1 protein-coding gene is annotated in these 504 nt (G+C 56.7%); it reads right to left on the bottom strand.

Annotated features, from left to right (window positions below; genetic code table 11):
• Positions 1-191 precede the first annotated feature (191 nt).
• On the bottom strand, positions 192-428 hold the full coding sequence (locus ABD259_RS25745; protein WP_001676031.1) for a hypothetical protein: 237 nt from the start codon (positions 426-428) through the stop codon (positions 192-194).
• Positions 429-504: the final 76 nt, after the last annotated feature.

Here is a 504-nt window from a genome sequence, read left to right as displayed (position 1 = left end):
ATGCGTTGGCCGCACCCCCTCAAACGGCCTCAGGGCGTTTCTGAGGCCTCCGGCCTGAAACATACACCTTTCTGTGCCCATATCGAGAAAAAACGCCCCTGATGATTTCTGCGTACCTGCATGGCTATGCACGCGGGTGAATGGCAGACGATTTCGGAGTGTCAGCACCACTAAACCGCCAAAAGGCGCAATCAGCGGCGCGGCGCGCGCGGACGTGACCAGGCAAACTCGGACTGCTGCCGCTCATCCTCACGTAATGCACGCTGGCGGTCGGCGTAACGCTGCGACTCAATCTGCGCACGCGCTCTGTTCAGGACGATATGCCGGTTCGGCTGATTTAGCTTTTTGCCTGACGCTCTCTCAGCTGCGGCAATAGCATCATCAAGAAATTTTTTCTCTGCAGGTGTCAGGTTTGTCAGTCTGTTCATAGCATTCTCCCGTCAGAATAACCCCGCACAGTCTGCCAGACACAGCAGAACCGATGAAGCGCTGGCGGTGCTGAAG

This window comes from Nocardiopsis rhodophaea, from assembly GCF_039530945.1.
Taxonomy (GTDB): domain Bacteria; phylum Actinomycetota; class Actinomycetes; order Streptosporangiales; family Streptosporangiaceae; genus Nocardiopsis_C; species Nocardiopsis_C rhodophaea.
Note: the sequence above shows the minus strand (reverse complement) of the source record. Positions and strands in the feature narration are given on the sequence as shown.

Coding starts and splice junctions, on each gene's coding strand:
- ABD259_RS25745 (WP_001676031.1), bottom strand. CDS start 428: ATGAACAGACTGACAAACCTGACACCTGCAGAGAAAAAATTTCTTGAT.